The organism is Actinoplanes subglobosus (assembly GCF_042650585.1).
Classification (GTDB): domain Bacteria; phylum Actinomycetota; class Actinomycetes; order Mycobacteriales; family Micromonosporaceae; genus Actinoplanes; species Actinoplanes subglobosus.
This window is the reverse complement of sequence record NZ_JBHSBL010000016.1, coordinates 91,259-106,286: the sequence shown is the minus strand read 5'-3', so window position 1 is coordinate 106,286 and position 15,028 is coordinate 91,259. Positions and strand designations below refer to the sequence as shown.

Annotated in this window: 16 protein-coding genes; 11 read left to right on the top strand and 5 right to left on the bottom strand. The window is 68.4% G+C overall.

What is annotated here, in order from left to right; genetic code table 11:
• Positions 1-295: 295 nt before the first annotated feature.
• On the bottom strand, positions 296-1,036 hold the full coding sequence (locus tag ACFO0C_RS17865; RefSeq protein ID WP_378067782.1) for a hypothetical protein: 741 nt from the start codon (positions 1,034-1,036) through the stop codon (positions 296-298).
• Between the two features lie 978 nt (positions 1,037-2,014).
• On the opposite strand from ACFO0C_RS17865, the gene ACFO0C_RS17860 reads away from it, so the two are divergent.
• The 9 genes from ACFO0C_RS17860 (at position 2,015) to ACFO0C_RS17820 (ending at position 10,347) form a co-directional block, all read left to right on the top strand.
• Positions 2,015-3,166 (top strand): hypothetical protein, encoded by a 1,152-nt coding sequence (locus ACFO0C_RS17860; RefSeq protein WP_378067781.1) that lies wholly within the window; start codon positions 2,015-2,017, stop codon positions 3,164-3,166.
• Positions 3,167-3,777: 611 nt separating this feature from the next.
• A complete protein-coding gene (locus tag ACFO0C_RS17855) occupies positions 3,778-4,002 on the top strand; it encodes a hypothetical protein (RefSeq protein WP_378067780.1) in 225 nt (74 codons plus the stop codon).
• Positions 4,002-4,838, top strand: coding sequence for a hypothetical protein (locus ACFO0C_RS17850; protein ID WP_378067779.1), 837 nt, complete (start codon positions 4,002-4,004; stop codon positions 4,836-4,838). The genes ACFO0C_RS17855 and ACFO0C_RS17850 overlap by 1 nt, the downstream gene beginning before the upstream one ends.
• A 1,223-nt stretch (positions 4,839-6,061) precedes the next feature.
• Entirely contained in the window at positions 6,062-6,316 is a 255-nt protein-coding gene (locus tag ACFO0C_RS17845; RefSeq protein WP_378067778.1) for a hypothetical protein, read from the top strand.
• A 75-nt stretch (positions 6,317-6,391) separates the two neighbouring features.
• On the top strand, positions 6,392-7,363 hold the full coding sequence (locus ACFO0C_RS17840) for a helix-turn-helix domain-containing protein (protein ID WP_378067777.1): 972 nt from the start codon (positions 6,392-6,394) through the stop codon (positions 7,361-7,363).
• A gap of 268 nt (positions 7,364-7,631) precedes the next feature.
• On the top strand, positions 7,632-7,826 hold the full coding sequence (locus ACFO0C_RS17835) for a hypothetical protein (protein WP_378067776.1): 195 nt from the start codon (positions 7,632-7,634) through the stop codon (positions 7,824-7,826).
• Between the two features lie 1,235 nt (positions 7,827-9,061).
• A complete protein-coding gene (locus tag ACFO0C_RS17830; RefSeq protein ID WP_378067775.1) occupies positions 9,062-9,310 on the top strand; it encodes a hypothetical protein in 249 nt (82 codons plus the stop codon).
• Positions 9,307-9,645: a helix-turn-helix domain-containing protein gene (locus ACFO0C_RS17825; RefSeq protein WP_378067774.1), complete on the top strand. Its 339-nt coding sequence runs from the start codon at positions 9,307-9,309 to the stop codon at positions 9,643-9,645. The genes ACFO0C_RS17830 and ACFO0C_RS17825 overlap by 4 nt, the downstream gene beginning before the upstream one ends.
• A gap of 231 nt (positions 9,646-9,876) precedes the next feature.
• On the top strand, positions 9,877-10,347 hold the full coding sequence (locus tag ACFO0C_RS17820) for a DUF488 domain-containing protein (RefSeq protein WP_378067773.1): 471 nt from the start codon (positions 9,877-9,879) through the stop codon (positions 10,345-10,347).
• Here ACFO0C_RS17820 and ACFO0C_RS17815 read toward each other — a convergent pair.
• On the bottom strand, positions 10,302-11,192 hold the full coding sequence (locus ACFO0C_RS17815) for a hypothetical protein (protein ID WP_378067772.1): 891 nt from the start codon (positions 11,190-11,192) through the stop codon (positions 10,302-10,304). The two genes, ACFO0C_RS17820 and ACFO0C_RS17815, sit on opposite strands and share 46 nt — an antisense overlap.
• 277 nt (positions 11,193-11,469) lie before the next feature.
• Between ACFO0C_RS17815 and ACFO0C_RS17810 the strand changes: the two genes are divergently transcribed.
• Both ACFO0C_RS17810 and ACFO0C_RS17805 read left to right on the top strand, forming a co-directional pair.
• Positions 11,470-11,730 carry a hypothetical protein gene (locus ACFO0C_RS17810; protein WP_378067771.1) on the top strand — a complete coding sequence of 87 codons (261 nt, stop codon included), beginning with the start codon at positions 11,470-11,472 and terminating at the stop codon, positions 11,728-11,730.
• A gap of 121 nt (positions 11,731-11,851) precedes the next feature.
• On the top strand, positions 11,852-12,211 hold the full coding sequence (locus ACFO0C_RS17805) for a hypothetical protein (protein WP_378067770.1): 360 nt from the start codon (positions 11,852-11,854) through the stop codon (positions 12,209-12,211).
• Here ACFO0C_RS17805 and ACFO0C_RS17800 read toward each other — a convergent pair.
• The 3 genes from ACFO0C_RS17800 to istA are packed head-to-tail and all read right to left on the bottom strand — an operon-like array spanning position 12,199 to position 14,882.
• Positions 12,199-12,462, bottom strand: a complete 264-nt coding sequence (locus tag ACFO0C_RS17800) for a hypothetical protein (protein ID WP_378067769.1) — start codon at positions 12,460-12,462, stop codon at positions 12,199-12,201. The two genes, ACFO0C_RS17805 and ACFO0C_RS17800, sit on opposite strands and share 13 nt — an antisense overlap.
• Before the next feature lie 12 nt (positions 12,463-12,474).
• Positions 12,475-13,269 carry an IS21-like element helper ATPase IstB gene (istB, locus tag ACFO0C_RS17795; protein ID WP_378067768.1) on the bottom strand — a complete coding sequence of 265 codons (795 nt, stop codon included), beginning with the start codon at positions 13,267-13,269 and terminating at the stop codon, positions 12,475-12,477.
• Positions 13,266-14,882 carry an IS21 family transposase gene (gene istA / locus ACFO0C_RS17790; protein ID WP_378067784.1) on the bottom strand — a complete coding sequence of 539 codons (1,617 nt, stop codon included), beginning with the start codon at positions 14,880-14,882 and terminating at the stop codon, positions 13,266-13,268. Before istA ends, istB begins: the two co-directional genes overlap by 4 nt.
• Positions 14,883-15,028 lie beyond the last annotated feature (146 nt).

The window sequence follows — 15,028 nt, the reverse complement described above, 5'->3', positions numbered from 1 at the left end:
CTGATCCTCGCGTACTTCAATGCCCTTCCTGACTTCGAGGAGGTCATCCCCTCCACGATCGTTACATGGCGTTATGTTCCGCCCGCGGGATAGCTGGACTCCGAGCAGGACATCCGCCTATCGCCGGTGGCTGTCTGGGGTTGTTGGGCGTTTCGGCACTGGCGGGTGACAGAGCTCGGCTGGACGCCCGTCGTCGGGGTACGCCGCGGCCCCTATGTTGAAAGGGCGTCCAGTGGACTGCCCCTTCCGAGTTATCAGGCCAGCGTGGCTGGCTCGTGCCCTGGCACGGGATAACTCAAGAGGGGAGGGAGCAGATGCTCGAGCGCATCATGCTGATCATGCTGACGGCCAACACCGTCGCACTGATCATCAATACCGCCGCCGTCCTGGTGCACTGAACTTCCGGAAGCCGCCCGATCCCCCTCGGGCGGCTTCCTCCTTTCACCACATGTGGTCGGGCTGGACGGTCCCACCGTGGTGGGGGCACGCGTCCGGCCGGACTACCTCGTTCGTCACGCCGTGCCTTGGTCCTCTCCGTCGCTGGAGCGGCTCTGGTCAGCGGTGAACCGGGGTCCACCACGCATGCCACCGGTCTCCAGCCCCACTTATCTGGAGCACCACCAAGCCCCAACACCGCGACCGCGGCACCGCCGCCGATCACCACCGCACCGCCCAGTCTGTCCCCGCCCCGCAGCAGGGTCAGCCCCAGCACCACGACCGCGGCGCCGCCACCGATCGCCGCCGCGCCGCCGATCGCGGGCCCGCCCCGCAGCAACGCCAGCCCGAAAACCATGACCGCGACACCGACCCCGATCGCCGCGCCGGCCAGCTCGGCCCCGCCCCGCAGTGCTGCCAGTCCCAACACCACGAACGCGACGCCGAGCCCGATCGTCGTCGCACCGGCCAGGAGTCGGGCGGCGGTGTGCAGGCTGGTGGTGATCAGGACGGTGATGGCGAGCAGTCCCGCGGTGGCGAGGGTGAGCCAGGCGGCGGGCGGCCCGGTCAGGAGCGCGGGCGAAGGTGCAGCCGGCGGCAAGGATCCACAGCAGTCGGCGGGCGATCTTCTGCAGGTCGGAGCCGGGGTAGCGGCGCAGCCAGTCGGCGATGGCGAAGACAGCGCCGAGCCCGGTGAGCACCGTGAGTGCGGGGATGCCACCGAGATCCGAAGTCAGGTTGATGGCCACGCCGAGGGCGGCCACGCCGAGGGCGGCCACGCCGAGGGCGGCCACGCCGAGCAGGAAGCCGGCGATGGTGGCGCGCCAGTCCAAGCGCCGCCGGCGCCGGCCGGTCCGGGGCGCCGCTGGGGTGGCCGGTTCCGGGATGCCGGCGGGGCCGGTGTCGCGGTCATGGTTTTCGGGCTGGCGTTGCTGCGGGGCGGGCCCGCGATCGGCGGCGCGGCGGCGAACCTGAGTAGCTGTCGGATGGTCCACCGTGGCACGCCGACTCGCTTTCCAGGCTCAGGACGCCCGCAGGCCGCGGCCGGGCGGCGCTCGATGCCACGCGGGCCGCCTGCCTCCGGATCGGTGGCCGGGGCTGGCGTCGCTGGAGAGGTAACGACCAGCACCTCGCCTCCGTGCCGGAGAGCTGAATCCGCCTCCCCCGGCTACCCTCCGCGTTTGTCGCATCCGGCGAGTCCTGTCAGATAATTTACTCAATCATGTTCTCAGTCCGAGAAAATGATCTTCGGAAATTCCGGAAATCGCAGCTTTCACCTGCAGATATATTGTCGGCTGCCGACATGCACGACGTGCCGGATTGTTGTCGGTGAAAATTCCCCACCGGCAACATTATTTCTCTGCGTCATGTCGGATGTATTGATCTTCCTGGGCGTTTCACAATACGTCTGCGACACGACGCCGTGTCCTGGCGTGACATTCACCTCCGGCGTCTTGATTTCGGATGGATCTGGAGGAACGCGAGCGCCATGGGTGTCGTGAAGGCTGCCCCCATGCCCGGGCGTGGGAGAGGTGCACCGACCAGGCCGGCTGCGGCCCGGATGCAGGCGGGTCCTGCGGTGCTCGAGCTGGCGAGCTGCGTGCAGGAGCTGATCAGGGCGGAGTTCCCCCACCGGCCGTGGTCGCAGCTGGTGGCCCGGCTCGACCCGCAGGAGCGGCTGGCCCTGGGCGGCGGCGATGACCGGAGGCTGGCGCAGCGCATCTCGTCCCGGTTCGGGGCGCGCTCGCGGCAGGGCCCGGACCGGGCGCTGGTCGACGCGGCGTTGCGCTATTGTCTGCCGGCGGTGCCGGCCGATCAGCGTGACCTGCGGCGTACGCAGCTGGAGGACCGGTGGCGGGCGGTCCACGGTGACGGCGGGCCGGCCGTTGCGGCGGCCGGATCCCGGCGCCGCGGTGGCGGGCTGGGTGAGCAGCTGCGTCAGCAGCGGGAGCTGAACGCCGTCTTGTCAGCGGAGCTGGCTCGCGTGGTGGCCGACAAGACGCTGCTGGAGAAGGATCTGAAGGCGGCCCAGGCCCGGCTGACCCTGATCGAGGCGGAACGCGCTGTCAGCGCCGGGCAGCCGCGCACGGTGGGGATCCTGGCGGGCGGGCAGGATGTCGGCCCGCCCGATCTGGTGCGCCCGTACACCAGGGCCCTGCCCGAGCCGCCCGAGCCGGCTGAGCCGCCGCAGGATCCGCCGGCGGTCGATGCCGAGGTCACCGCGGAGACCCTGCCGCCGACCGGCGCCGAGCTGATCCGGGCGTACCGGGACGCCAACCGGCCCCGGACCTTCCTCCCGCTGCCCCGGTACCGGCCGGGCCTGGAGGGCCTCGCCCCGCCGACACCGCTACGGGTTCCCGGGTCCCGGGTCGTGGCCTGGTATGCCGCGCCACCCGGATGTCTGCTTCCGGCACCGCGGCAGCCGCTGGACGCGCTGGTACAACAGCCGGGCGGGTTGAGTTCACCACCGTGGCCCGGCCCCGCCGACACGACCGACCTGACCGACCTGACCGACACGGCAGCCACGACCGACATGGTGCAGCGTCGGCGGGCCCGGTTCCAGGCGGCCCGGATCGTGACCGAGATCGGTTCGGCGTGGCTGGATCAGTGGGCTGACCTTCCCGTGGACAGGCTGCCCGACTACGAACGCGGGTCCGCGCAGTTGCCGCTGCTGGCGGTGGTGTCGGTGCTTGCCTGCCTGATCGCCACGGTCCCGGCGCAGCTGCTGTAAGCGCAGCTCAGGGGAGACGACAAACCGCACCCGGGACGGCGGGGCGGCGAGGAAAGGCGAGTCGAGGGGTCCCGCGGGGCGAACCGCGAGGACCCCTGACGCCGTGCGCCCCTTTCGCAGAGGGGCGCAACCACTTGTCCCGTCGGGCGTGTCGGCGCCGCCGATCGCACCGACGGGCCTGCCGGAACATCGTCCGGCGGCCCTGTCCGGGCTCCACCCAATAGAAACTGACAAGTCACGCCAGGGCAACGGTTGTCCAGCCCTAGTTCGAGTTGATCCGTCCGATGGTGACCAACCCGGCATTGGTCCGTTGGTCAACATGCCGGGATGACCAACCCAAACACCTGTTTTTGTCGGCACAGAATTGTCGGCAGCCATTCTTGGTCATGGTTCAGGTGACCAATCAGATAAGTGTTCGAGGCTCTTTGAACCATGCCGGTGTGAATGCCACACTCTCCCCAAGCACCTGGCTAGTCCCGCCCTGCGGTGTTCGCAGCGCCCACGGCGGACGCGTCACGCCCGGTAGCCCTTTTCACCACTTGTCCCTGAAGGAAGGGTGGTCCTTGGCGTGCCTCGGACCCCCTTCCCCTACTGTCCGAAAGAGGCTTTTGATGAATCCGGTCTGCCTTCCCGAGCCCGCGCCCCGGCGCCGGCCCGGCCAGGTCGTCATCGTGCTGGCCGTCCTGCTGCTGGCGATGACCTTCTGCGTGACCCTGCTGGCGATGCAGGCCTCCGCCGAGCTGACCATCACGCTGCTCGGCGCGGTCGCCGCGATCACCGCCCAGCTGTCCCGGCTGCTGCCCGGCACGCGCCCGTGGTCACGCAGGCGCCGGTAATGGGCCGCCCGGAGACCCCGATCCCGCAGGGCCGGCCCATGCGCGCCATGGCCAACCACCTGCGGCACCTGCGGCAGACGGCGGGGGCACCCAGCTACCGCACGCTCAGCCGGCACGTACACGTCGAGCAACAGTCGCTGTCACAGACCGCCAACGGCACCCGCGTCGGCTGGGGCCGGGTCCTGCTCTACGTACAGGCCCTGCGCATCCACGACGAGGCCGCGGTCTCCTACGCGGACCTGGCCACCCTCAAAGAGCTGTGGCAGCTCGGCGAACAGCAGTACCAGACGATGGCGACCCGGGCCCTGCGCCGGCGGCAGAGCCACGACGCGTTCTGGGACGAGATCGATAATCCGGTCGGCCGGATGCCGCCCGCGGACAGCTGGACCCTCACCCCCGGCATCACCGACGTGACCCGGCTGGCCACCTTACGGACCACGATCGGCCTCTACACGCTGCTGCTCGAGATCACCGCCCGCCGGGGCATCGATCTGGCCGCTCCCCGCCGCTCCCGGCCGGCGGCGCCGGCGTTCTCCTGGTTCGGTCCCTCATCCCCCGCCCCCACCGTTCCCGTCGTCCCGCGCATCCGTGACGCCACCGACATCACCCCCGACGCCCTCGCCCTTGCCGTCCAGGCATGCGGCGGCACCGACGGTGACCGGGCCGCCTGGCTGGCCACCCTGCAACGCATCAACCGCGACGCCGACCACGGCCCCCCGCGACTACCGACCGACCCCGCAGCCCGCAGCCACCTCGGCCGTGACCGCCACCGCCTGACCCAGCTCGCCGGCACCGTCATGCGCCGCCCGGACGCCCGCGGCCTGCTGCCCACCTGACCTCCGACACCCGGCCCCAATGGCCGTAGCCCGACGGCGAAAAGACCAGCAACCCCCGGAAGGTCCCTGCGCGAAGGCCGTCCCCTTCCCGCAGGGACTCGCCCGCTCCATGGCCAGGCTGGTCGCGCCGCGCAGAACCGGATGTCGTCGCCGTCCCGCTCTGAGCGGTCCGCAACACCGTGGGCGGTGCGGCACCGGCGGCCGGTCGATCCCGCCAGGACGGCCGTCGCCGGCAGGCGCGGCCACACCTATGGTGAGAAGGCGTCCAGTGGACTGCCCTCCCGAGTTATCAGGCCAGCGTGGCTGGCTCGTGCCCTGGCACGGGATAACTCAAGAAGGGAGGGAGCAGATGCGTTTCCTGCTGATCGCGAACACCGTCGCGCTGATCGCCAACACCGTCGCCATCATCCTGGCGAGCTGAACCACCGGAAGCCGCCCGACCCCCTCGGGCGGCTTCCCCCCTTTCTCGCCGGGCCAGGTGTCCGGCCCGGCGACGCCCCTACCTGCATGAAGCAGGCCGGCGTCGGTCACGCCGCAGCGTGGCCCCGGGAGGGGCCACGATCTTTTGTCGGTGTCGGCGACACGGTGATCGGCAAGTCCTCGAAGGGGTGAACGGGAACGCCGCCGCGTCGCTCCTGAATCCAAGCTTCGGAGCGGCCACGGCGGCGCTGGGGACGTCGGGGTGGAACGGTATCGCCAGCGGCCGCTTCCCCATCGGCCGCCTCGTTCCGGGAGACGTCCTGGGACCAACAGGGCATCTCGGCGCGCGCTCATCCAGCTCCGGATGGAGACTCCCGCCAGCGGAAACCGACCCGAACGGCTTCCGACGAAAGCGCTCTGCGCCCCGCCATTGTTAGGGTCATCCCCCCCACCGGGGAAGTGGGTAGGACGTTCGCGATGGCTGTTCGCCCCCAGGGGAGGACCTTTGTTCAGAGCCGCGTTCGACACGATTTAGACCGTTTCATGCGGTGCATATCGGGTGAAACACGCGAAAGACTTGTAATCGGCGTAGTCGGGGATCCGCACAGCAACCCCGAACGCCAGCCTCTAGGCCAGCCCACCTCCCGGTTGCTACTCCTATGTGTCGGCTCCCCTGTCCACTTGCCGCCTGCTCCGGGACGGACCATCCCACGCAGACAGCAAAAGGGAAGCTGCGAGTAGGGGACGCGCTCGCGCGCTAGTCAGCTCCGTATGTGAAGGCTTCCGTTCAAAGGAGAATCGAAGTGCCCGTAACCCTGTCCGGAACCCCGGCCGTCCTTGTCTATGCCAGCGCCTTGGTGCTGGCCGCGCTCGTCGCGGCCGCGGTGCTGCACGGCAGCCGCCGGTACCCGGTCGCGGTCATCGCGCTGGTCGTCATCTTGGTCTTCACGGTCGTGCTCCTGACCGCTGGAGTGGACCCGCTGGTGGTCACGGCGATCGTCGGCGCCGCCGGCATGGCCGCGTCCAGGCTGGGGTCGCGTCGGAGCCGCCGGATCTGAGCCGGCCGCCGCCACCCTCCCCCGGCCTGCCAGTCAGGCCCGGGACGGTGGCGGCGGTGCAGGCGAGGACAACCCATGCCGAAAAGGATCCGAGAACCAGCGGATCCGGACAGCGGCCCGATCGCCGCGTTCGGATTCCAGCTGCGCACCCTGCGCCAGCAGGCCCAGCGCACCTACACCTCCATCGCCGAGACCTCGTACTTCTCCAAAAGCGCCATCCACACCGTCGACCAGGGCCACCAGCTGCCCACCGAGGCCACGCTGAAAGCCTTCGTCACCGCCTGCGGCGACGATCCCCGGCCATGGCTGCAACACCGCGACCAGCTGGCCGCGGACCTGGCGGCCAGCAGGCAGGAGACACCCGACAAACGCAGCCCCCGCGACCAGGGCCTGCCCGCCCCCGACTCCGCGACGGTCAACACCGCAGCGGAGTTCAACGACGGGCTCAAACGGCTACGGGAATGGTGCGGGCTGACCTACCGGCAGATCGCCGACGCCAGCCCACCCGGCGCCCGCGTCGCCCCGTCCACCCTGCACGGGGCTGTCACCCGGGCAACCCTGCCCCGCCGCACACTCGTCGTCGGCTTCCTGCACGCCATCGGCCTGCCCGAACCCGACTGCGACGCCTGGCTCCACGCCTGGCAGGCGATCGAGGACGGCAAACCCGTCCCCCCGCCCCGCAAACCAGCCCTGCCCACCGTGCGGGACGTGCTCGGCACCCCACCGGCGGACGCCATCGCGTCACACCCGTGGGGCGAACACCCACCAGCCCGCCTGGTGATCCGCTCCTCACCGATCCCCGAACACCCCGAACTCGGCGGCCTCGCCCCCATCCGGATCCCGGACAACGACGTCGTCCCCGCCTACCTGCTACCCAGCGAAGAAATCCGCGACTGGACCTTCCAAGACGGCACCTGGAAAAGCATCGAGAACCACCAGCCGGCCGGGATGACCTCCCGCGCCCGCTTCCCTGGATGGGTACTGGCCATCGCCATCGCCATCCTCTGCAGCACCGCCACCCTGATCGCCATCGCCGCCACCCAGTAAGCCCGGGGGTTCCGGCCGTCCTCCCCGGCAGCCGGAACCCCCGGATCACCCCTCCTTCCCGGAAGGTCAACCGCCGCCACTGCCAGCCGCCGTCGAACACCTCTGCTCAGGTCGCGGAGTTCTCGCCGGCCGGGAGGAAGGTGGCCGGGCTGATAGAACTGTCACGAGTTTCGCTTCGCACGGTGGGAGCGGGCCTGGTTGCGCATCCGGTCGACGCGGGCGGGCCAGGTGCAGTGGTGTCCGGGCGTCGAGGCGGGTCGCGGGCTCGATGCCCGACCTGGGGCCAGCCCGTCACAGGTTCGCCCGGATACGGGGCGGTGACTTCCTTGATCGCCCCCCGCCGAGCGAGCGAGCACACACCTACGTCCTGGACGGCCGGGAACGGTACGCCGACACCGGCCGCGACGTCGACAAGCAGCTCGGCGGCGGCGCGATGCTGCTCTACCGGCGTGGCCGGCCGTGACCATCCCCGGCGCGCGGCGAGTGGCGCAAGTTCCTGGCCGCGATCGGCGAGTTGCTCCGCGAGTTGCGCACCGAGCCGCAGCCGCTGTTCTCCTGCTCTGTGACGGGTGTGGGCAGGTCACCCCGCGCACCAGGCTGGCCGGCTCGGCGGCCGCGCTCGACTTCCATGTCGGAGGTCCGCGGTGAGCTCCTGATCGCGCCCCGCTGCGCCCAAGGAGTTCATCCTCGACGAACCGGACTGACTTCCAGGCGGGCCGCCGGCGTGCCACCCGGCGATCACGGATTTGCACCATCTGAAATGAATATCGCGCTCCGTGCGATGGCTGGATTCACTCGATAACCCAGAATAATGGATCACCATACGGTTTTTCCAATTCACGGCAGACCGAACAATAACCTCGACGGAAGCGCTCGATGAAACCTCAGAGCCCCAGGCGACTCATCCATTTTAATTCCTTTTAACCAAGGATGCTGACGTGGCACATCAGCCCACAATTGTCGACCATGGCAACGAGACCAGCACGACCGGGCGGAATCGCACCCAACCCGGATCCGGCATTGCTGACATCAGCCATCAATAGGCACCTAATACCTCATAAGCCCCCGCGCCGGGGAACGCTGATCACTGAAATGCCTGTTCACACAGTCTGAGGATCGCCAAATCCAACCACCATTCTTGTTCAATTCGTCTCACTGCGGCGAAATCCCGTCCCAGACTGTCCCAGTCTGACCCACCTGCTGCTACTGCAACGCCCTGGCCTGCATGATTGGAGTAGTTGGAACAAATTTTAGGCCATCGGTCTGCCCACGTTCTTGATCTTGAAGGCCCGGCAGAGCGTATGCTGGTCACGGCACCACAACAAACTTGCCGACGGTCTCGACCTTATTCCTGATGATCCTTGAGGGTCGCGGCAGCCGGCAAGCGCGAGATCCTCGTGGCCGCGAGCATCTTGCAGCTTAGAAAGCCGAGTAGCGTATCGCTACTCGGCTTTCGGCATCTCCGGCACCTTCTCCACCATCAACAATTCCGCTCTAATTCTCTTCAGCAGAACACCCGACCAATACGACTCACAGCGTCCCATCTTGTCGATCCATGCTTCCTGCCTTGGGCAACTTCGGGGCACAATTCGTATTGGCGTTCCGCGGCGACGGCCATCCCGCGGGCAGGCGCTAAAGGATCATCACAGGGCGGTGCCGTCGACGTTTGCGTCGACGGCACTCCCGGGAGGGAACCCGATGGAAGTCATCACCAACTTCCTGCGGAACTGTCTGTCTAACCACCCCCTGCTCGACTCGCCGCAGGGTGCTCGCCGCTTCCGCCTGATCGTCGTCATCGTGGTCGCGATGATCGTGGTCGTCGGCATGAAAGCCGGCGTTCCCGCGACGACAGCCCTGCTGACCATCAGCGGAGTCGTCGTCGCAGCGGCCGTGATCACTCGCTTCGTCCTGAAGGGCATCACCCCCGCCGAAACGGCGACGGCATGAGCATCATGGCCACCACCGACGACGCCGAGTACGCGCTCCGGGTGCAGGCCTTCGCCCGCGAGCTCAGGCGTCTACACCGGGAAGCCGGCGAGCCATCGCTACGGGACCTGCAGCGGTCGATCGTGGACTACTACAGGGACCGCCGCCAGACGTTCTCCGGCTCCCGCAGCAGCATCAGTCGATACCTCAACGGCAAGTCCCTGCCCCGCGGAGCCTTCATCGACGCTTTCCTGGACGCCCTCAACCTCTCCAGCGCCAGCAACAGAGCCCGGCTGATCGCTCTACGAACCGCCGCCCGCGAAGTAAGGGACCCTATCGACGCCGACTTCATCTGATTCTCGCCATCCACGGAGCACGGCCTGCCCTTTCCGGGCAGGCCGTGCTCCGTGGATGGCGAGAATCCTGGACGACGAACAGGACGTTCCGCGGCCTCGTCGCGAATGCGAGCCCCGCCGCGCCAAGACAGGTGGGCACGGCTGGAAGGCCGTACCTCCAGTGCACCCGCGGGCAGCGAACGGGTGACCGGTCGTGTCCGGTCGAGTCGGGGGGGGTGAAAGGGTGATCGTGTGACGTCGAGGCAACAGGATCTGGTGGGACTGGTCGGTGTCGGCTACGAGGGCCGCACCGTGGAAGAGCTCATCGAGCAGCTGCACGCGCTGGGGGTGTCCCGGCTCGTCGACGTGCGGCTGAACCCACTGTCACGCAAACGTGGCCTGAGCAAGACGGCGCTGGGGCAGGCACTGCACGCCGCCGGCATCGTCTACGAGCACCGGCGGGAGCTGGGCAACCCGAAGGACAACCGGCCCGGGTTCGCCAGCACCGGCACCGTACGTGACCATGCCCGCAGCCGGTACACCGAACTGCTGCATCAGCCGCAGGCCCGTCAGGCGCTCGAAGACGTCGCCGCGGCTGGCCGCCAGGAACGGGTCGCCGTGCTCTGCTTCGAGGCCGACGAGAACCAGTGCCACCGTCAGGTCGTGATCCAGGAGATTCAGCGGCGCCTCGGCCGGGGCACCGACGCCCGTGGCGGCCAGTAGACACCCAACACGCTGAACACGTGCGCCCGCTTGGCCTGGTTGCCGACGTAGAAGGCGACGTCCCGGCCGGGCCCGCACAGCTCCTCGAGGAACTTGGCGGTGATCGCCCGGCGCAGCTCGTCACTGCTGCGGTCGGCCAACCGACACTGGAAGCTCACCAGCTCCCAGTCCAGCACGCCCTGGCAGTGGCCGCCACAGCCTGTGTCGTGACAGCGGTAACGATAGAAGGCCCGGAAACGAGGCGGCAGCAGCGCAGTACGGTCATGGCCGCTGAACAGGTCCGGCTGCTGAATGTAGGCGTCGATCTTGCGTTGTTCCGCCGGGGTCCAGCCCGGATGCGCCTCCACGTCCAGCCCGTCGACGCTGCGTGGACGGACCAGGGCAAGGGACTGAGCGTTGGGGTCGTCACGGGCCGCCCGGTAGCGCCGGCACATCGAGTCCTCGACGTACGGGTCCAACAGCCCGCGGCGGTCCTTCCACGGCGGCAGGAATCGCTGCACGACCATCGTGTCCATCATCGGCCGGAAGCTCTCGCGCCGCTGATCCTGCCGGGCCGGCTTCGCCGCCACTGTGACCAGGTCGTACTTACGGAACTTGTCGTCGCTGGCCAGCTCCCGAAAGTTGATCGGATACAGCCGGATCCATCCCCGCCGCTGCCAGTCGACGCTCAGCCCGGCCACGCACACCGTCTCGCCGTAGCGCTCCGACGGATTCGGCGCCGCCTTCACAGTGATCAACAGTTGCAGCTCGACCGCCTGATCCGACACCGGCTTCGGCTCGGGCCCCTCCTCCTTCGGGCCGAACAACGACAACTGCGTCACCCCGAACCACCGCCCATCACTCATAGCGACAAGACAGCCACAGATAGACAGACTGTCATGCCTTGACGGGGATGGAGAAGCCAGACCGGACCCGGAGACGAGGCGGTGACGCGCTCGCCGCGGAAATCCTCAGATGAAGTGCCCGGTAGACGCGCCTTACACGTCCGATGTCTAGGCCAGTCCTCCGATATCGACTAGGCCCGCCAGCAGGCGCGGGTCTTGCCCGTCGACGACCCACCCACGTCACCATCCGCGACGACCGGAGGCTCAGCCGGCCGGCGGCCTCACGCAGCAAGGCATCATGCGACCACGGCACGTACCCGGGCAGTGGGTCGGTCGCGGTGCCGGTGTCGGGGACCTGGATCGCCTGGTGCACTTCCAGGACGAGAGGATCACATTCGCTGACCGGGCGGCCCAGCCGATCCGCCGGCGGGTCCGGCTCGGCTGTCGCGGCGGCCGTCCACGCCCGGCGGACCTGCTCCGCGATCTGTGCGACGTCCCGGCGTCCAGCCAGCCGAGCCAGCGCGACCGCGACGCTCACCGTGTCCTGCCGACCGGCTAGCCCGTCCCCGCTGATGATCTTTTCCGATCAGATCTTTGCCCGGTGAGCCGGGCAGGTCATCGTCCTCGGCGATCCCCGGCTCGACGCCGTCGGCATCTCCGCCGCCGTTCGGGAGAAGCTGGTGGCGAAGTTCCTGGCAGGCCAGGAGATCAACGCGGAACCGGTCTCCTCGACCACCACCACCACCACCACCACCACTGTCGGCGCCATCCAGATCCGGTACGTCTACGCCGACGGCTCCGTGGCGATCGCGACCGAGCAGAACCGGTCAGAGCGGCACCGTCGCGGCCCAGGCGAAGGGCGCGAAGAAGAAGGTAGGCATCCGCTCGATCACCGGTTGCAGCAGCCGCGTCGGCAAGTACGGGACGTCCATCTACACCAACTGCAAGATCGCTGGATGATTATGTCGGTGAGGACCGGAGCCGTTTCTAAGCGAGTTTCAGAGCCAGTTCGGGCCGGTCGGCGTGATCAATGTCGGTGAGTTTGAGCGCCACCTTCGCGCGCGTCAGGCGTCTGCCGGAGACGTGGCCCGCCGGGTTCAGCCGGTAGTTCCAGGCGTTGGCGGGTGAGTGCGAGCATGTCGATCAGCCAGCCCGGCCCGCCGGTGATGTTCCTGGCTTGGAGGAAGGCGTCGACCTGGTGGCGGACAGCGGGACCCGCGCCGGCGAAGAAGTCTTCGCAGATCCCGAGGAGCAGCGGCAGCAGGTCGTCGTAGGGTTCGTCAGGGTCCATGAGCCGACCGATTCAGGATGGCGTGCGAGTCGCTTCTTCGGCGCGGGCTCGGGTCTGGGCGAGGCGGTAGGAGTCGGTGCCGGTCTCGATGATGTTGCCGCCGAACGTGATCCGGTCGACGATCGCGGCGCAGAGCCGCGGATCGGTGAAGGTCTTGGACCAGCCCGAGAACGACTCGTTGGAGGCGATCGCGACGGACGCCTTCTCCTCGCGTTCGGTCAACACCTGGAAGAGCAGCTCGGCGCCGCGTTTGTCGAGTTCCATGTAGCCCAGTTCATCGATGCAGAGCAGATCGACGCGGCCGTAGCGGGCGATCGTCTTGGCAAGGATCTTGTCGTCGGCGGCCTCGACCAGCTCGTTGACGAGCTTGGTGGCCAGCACGTAGCGGACACGGAAGCCTGCCATCGCGGCTTCGGTGCCCAAGGCGATGAGCAGGTGCGACTTGCCGGTGCCGGAGTCGCCGATCAAGCAGAGTGGCAGGCCCTTCTTCACCCAGTCGCAGGCGGCGAGGGTGTGAACGACGGCGGGGTCGACGTTCGGGTTGGCGTCGAAGTCGAAGGTGCGCAGGCTCTTGTCTCGCGGAAACGCGGCGGCCTTGATCCGGCGTTCGGAGCGGCGCCGGGCCCGGTCGTCGCACTCGGCCATCAACAGTTCGGCGAGGAAACCGCGGTAGGTCATCTGATCGCGGGCGGCGGCCTCGGCCAGATCGGTGAACTGAGAGCGGATGGTGGGCAGCCGCAGCAGCCGGCAGGCGGAGTCGACGGCGGCGTCAGCGGCCTGCTCAGTGAGTCCTCGGTGTCGTGTCATGACCCGGTCCCTTCGACGGTGCGGCGATGGCGCAGGAGCTGGTCGTAGGCGGTGACTGTGGGCAGCGGCCGCCGGTCGGGTGGCAGTTGCGCCAGTCGCCGCTCGGTCAGCGACACCACGTTGCCGGCCGGATGCCGCATCGTCGGACCTTCCGGAGTCCGGTGGTCGTCGGTTTCGGCGAACTTGCGGGCCTCCAACGCGACCGCGTCAGCAGTCAACGCGCCGGCGCGGACCGCGGTGGCCAGACCAGCGACGACGTGGTCGTGAGGCATGTGCCGGTGCAGCAGCAGAACCTCGATCAGGGCCCGGGTGCCGGCGGCGTCGCCGTGGACCCGGCGGACGGCTTCCCACCAGGCATCGTGCACTGGTGTGAACTTGCCCGCCGCCCGCGCCTGCTCCAACGCGGTCGCGCCGGGAAGCGCGCCGGGTTTGCGCAGCAGCGCCTCCAGGTAGTGGTCGAGATCGAGCCGGGATCGGGACTTGGCCATCAGCCGTTCATGACGGGCCACCGGGGTGCGGCCGTCATAGACGACCAGGTCGGAGGCGTGCAGCTGGACCCGGACCTGTCGGCCGACCAGGCGAACCGGCACGGAGTAGCGGTTGGTGCGGACGGTGACCTGGCTGAACCGGTCGACCCGCGGGGTGAGCCAGGTGCCGGTCTCGAACTCCTCGTCCGGCAACGGTGCCAGCTGCGGCTGCTCGACTGCGAAGTGCTCGCCGACGGTGTGCGGCCGGGTGCCGATGCGGCGGGCGTCGTCAGCGGTATCCCACTCGTCGACCATCGCGTTGAGCTGCTCGAACGAGTCGACTTGTGGGACCGGGACGAGGTGGTTGCGGCGGAACCAGCCGATCTGCCCTTCGACGCCGCCCTTCTCGTGAGCGCCCTGGATGCCTGGCTGGCAGTAGAAGGCGTCGATGCCGTAGTGGGAGCGGAAGGCGGTCCACCGGGCTGTTTCCACCCGCTGGCGGGAGAAGCCGAGCACCTGGGCGACCGCGGCCTTCAGGTTGTCATAGCGGATCTTGCCGGTGGGGACGCCGCCCAACGTGGTGAACGCGTGGACGTGGCCTTCCAAGAATGCTTCGGTGCCGCCCGAGGCGAAGATCCGGTGGATCGCCTTGCCGGAGAACGACAGCCGCAGCGAGAACAACATGCAGGTAACCGGCTCGCCCCGCAGGTTGATCACGACCTCACCGAAGTCGACCTCGGCTTCCTCGCCCGGCTGGTGCGTCTGTGGGAGGAACACGTTGACCGGGCCGCGGCCGGCCTCGGCCCGGATCTTCGGTTTGCGTTCGGCGACGTAGCCGCGGACCACTTGGTAGGAGACGCCGTGCATGCCGTGTTCGTCGATCAGCCGGTCGTAGATCCGTTTCGCGGTGTGCCGTTGCTTGCGCGGCGCGTCGAGATCCGCTCGGAGGATGTCGTCGATGACGGTCTTTAACGGGTCCAGCACCGACGGCCGTTGCGGCAACGGTTTGCGTTCGCGGGGCCATACCGATACCAGCGCGTCGCTGACCGTGTGCCGGCTGATCCGATATTTCGTCGCGATCGCTCGTCCGGACATGCCCGCCCGCGAGTCCCTGCGGATCGCCGCGAACAGCTCGACCTTCGACATCCGCGGCATCGGCGGACCTCCGTCTCGACCAGCCGATGCTCCCACCGTCGCCGGTGGCGCCGAAACTGACCGACATCGAGTCCACCCGATCGAGGTGACCCGGCGGTGGCGCTCGAACTCAGTAACAAAGCCGAGGTCAGAACCCT

Bases quoted from the DNA above. Each gene is read 5' to 3' on its own strand.
- ACFO0C_RS17850 (WP_378067779.1), top strand. From the start codon at position 4,002: ATGGGCCGCCCGGAGACCCCGATCCCGCAGGGCCGGCCCATGCGCGCC.
- ACFO0C_RS17800 (WP_378067769.1), bottom strand. From the start codon at position 12,462: ATGGACCCTGACGAACCCTACGACGACCTGCTGCCGCTGCTCCTCGGG.
- ACFO0C_RS17825 (WP_378067774.1), top strand. From the start codon at position 9,307: ATGAGCATCATGGCCACCACCGACGACGCCGAGTACGCGCTCCGGGTG.
- ACFO0C_RS17810 (WP_378067771.1), top strand. From the start codon at position 11,470: ATGCGACCACGGCACGTACCCGGGCAGTGGGTCGGTCGCGGTGCCGGT.
- istA (WP_378067784.1), bottom strand. From the start codon at position 14,882: ATGTCGAAGGTCGAGCTGTTCGCGGCGATCCGCAGGGACTCGCGGGCG.
- ACFO0C_RS17830 (WP_378067775.1), top strand. From the start codon at position 9,062: ATGGAAGTCATCACCAACTTCCTGCGGAACTGTCTGTCTAACCACCCC.
- ACFO0C_RS17835 (WP_378067776.1), top strand. From the start codon at position 7,632: ATGCCCGACCTGGGGCCAGCCCGTCACAGGTTCGCCCGGATACGGGGC.
- istB (WP_378067768.1), bottom strand. From the start codon at position 13,269: ATGACACGACACCGAGGACTCACTGAGCAGGCCGCTGACGCCGCCGTC.
- ACFO0C_RS17840 (WP_378067777.1), top strand. From the start codon at position 6,392: ATGCCGAAAAGGATCCGAGAACCAGCGGATCCGGACAGCGGCCCGATC.
- ACFO0C_RS17855 (WP_378067780.1), top strand. From the start codon at position 3,778: ATGAATCCGGTCTGCCTTCCCGAGCCCGCGCCCCGGCGCCGGCCCGGC.
- ACFO0C_RS17815 (WP_378067772.1), bottom strand. From the start codon at position 11,192: ATGAGTGATGGGCGGTGGTTCGGGGTGACGCAGTTGTCGTTGTTCGGC.